Raw genomic sequence first — 1,285 nt, forward strand, 5'->3', positions numbered from 1 at the left:
TGCTGATCAGCACCGCCCGGATGACCGACGTACGGGTCGACCCGGCCGGACGCACCGCGACGGTGGCCGCCGGGGCCAAGTGGAGCCACGTCATGGCGGCGGGCGCCCCGCACGGCCTCGCCGGTCTCAGCGGCACCTCCACGGACGCGGGCGTGGTCGGCTACACGGTGGGCGGCGGACTGCCGGTGCTCGGCCGGGCCTACGGCTTCACCGCCGACCTCGTGCACTCCTTCCAGGTCGTCACCCCGGACGGCACCCTGCGCGACACGGACGCCGATCAGGAGCCGGAGCTGTTCTGGGCACTGCGCGGCGGCAAGGGCAACGTCGGCGTCGTCACGTCCCTCGTGATGGACCTGCTGCCGGTGCCCCGCCTGTACGGGGGGAGCCTGTACTGCCACGGCGAGCACGCCGAACCCCTGCTGCGCGCCTGGGCGGAGTGGACGCGGACGGTGCCGGACGAGATGTGCAGCGCGTACACCATCCTGCGGCTGCCGCCCATCCCGCAGATCCCCGAGCCGCTGCGCGGCGGCTTCTGGGCCCGTGTCGCGCTCGCCTGGCCCGGCGATCCGGCCGAGGGCGAGGCACTGATCGCCCCGCTGCGCTCGGCCGCCCCGGTCGCGGTCGACATGGTCGAGGAGATGGACCACGCGGACCTGGACCGCATCCACCTGGAGCCGCAGGACCCGCTCCCGGCGCGCGAGTACTGCCTGCTGCTGCGCGACCTGCCCGCCGACGCGCTCGACACGCTGGTGGCGCTGGCCGGCCCGGCGGCGGGCGCCGACTATCCGCTGCTGATGGTGGAGGTGCGCCACATGGGCGGCGCGCTGGCCCGCCCGTCCGCCGCGGAGGACGCCGTCTGCGCCCGGGACGCGCGGTACTTCATGGACTCGGTCGGTGTCCTGCCCGCCCCGCCGGTCGCCGAGGCCGTCGAGCGGGCCACGCGGGAGCTGTACGGCGCCATGGCCCCGTACGGCACCGGGCGCACCATGGTCAACATCCACGGCACGCCGGGCGACGAGGCCGACCGCGCCCGCGCGTGGACCCCGGAGGTCTACGACCGCCTGCGCCGCACGAAGACGACCTACGACCCGGACAACCTGCTCCGCTTCGGCCACACGGTCGCGCCGGTGTAGCCAAGCGGGTGGCCCGGGGCGGCCGTGGCCGTTCGAGCCGCCCGGATCAGGCCGCCCGAAGCGGCTCCCCCGCCTCCGCGGACCGGTCCCGGCAGTCCCGGCAACGGCCGGGTCGCGGGGCGCGGAAGGCACGCTCGCAGCCGTCGCACGTC

At 75.9% G+C, this 1,285-nt stretch carries 1 protein-coding gene and 1 pseudogene; one reads left to right on the top strand and one right to left on the bottom strand.

Going from position 1 to position 1,285, the window contains the following annotated elements:
• A partial coding sequence (locus CCN42_RS36225) for an FAD-binding oxidoreductase (RefSeq protein ID WP_107427702.1) occupies positions 1-1,133 on the top strand: 1,133 nt, incomplete at its 5' end.
• Positions 1,134-1,179: 46 nt separating this feature from the next.
• Here CCN42_RS36225 and CCN42_RS46330 read toward each other — a convergent pair.
• Positions 1,180-1,285 (bottom strand): annotated as a pseudogene (locus tag CCN42_RS46330) (helix-turn-helix domain-containing protein); the annotation flags it as partial.

Source organism: Streptomyces glaucescens (assembly GCF_002154375.1).
Taxonomy (GTDB): domain Bacteria; phylum Actinomycetota; class Actinomycetes; order Streptomycetales; family Streptomycetaceae; genus Streptomyces; species Streptomyces glaucescens.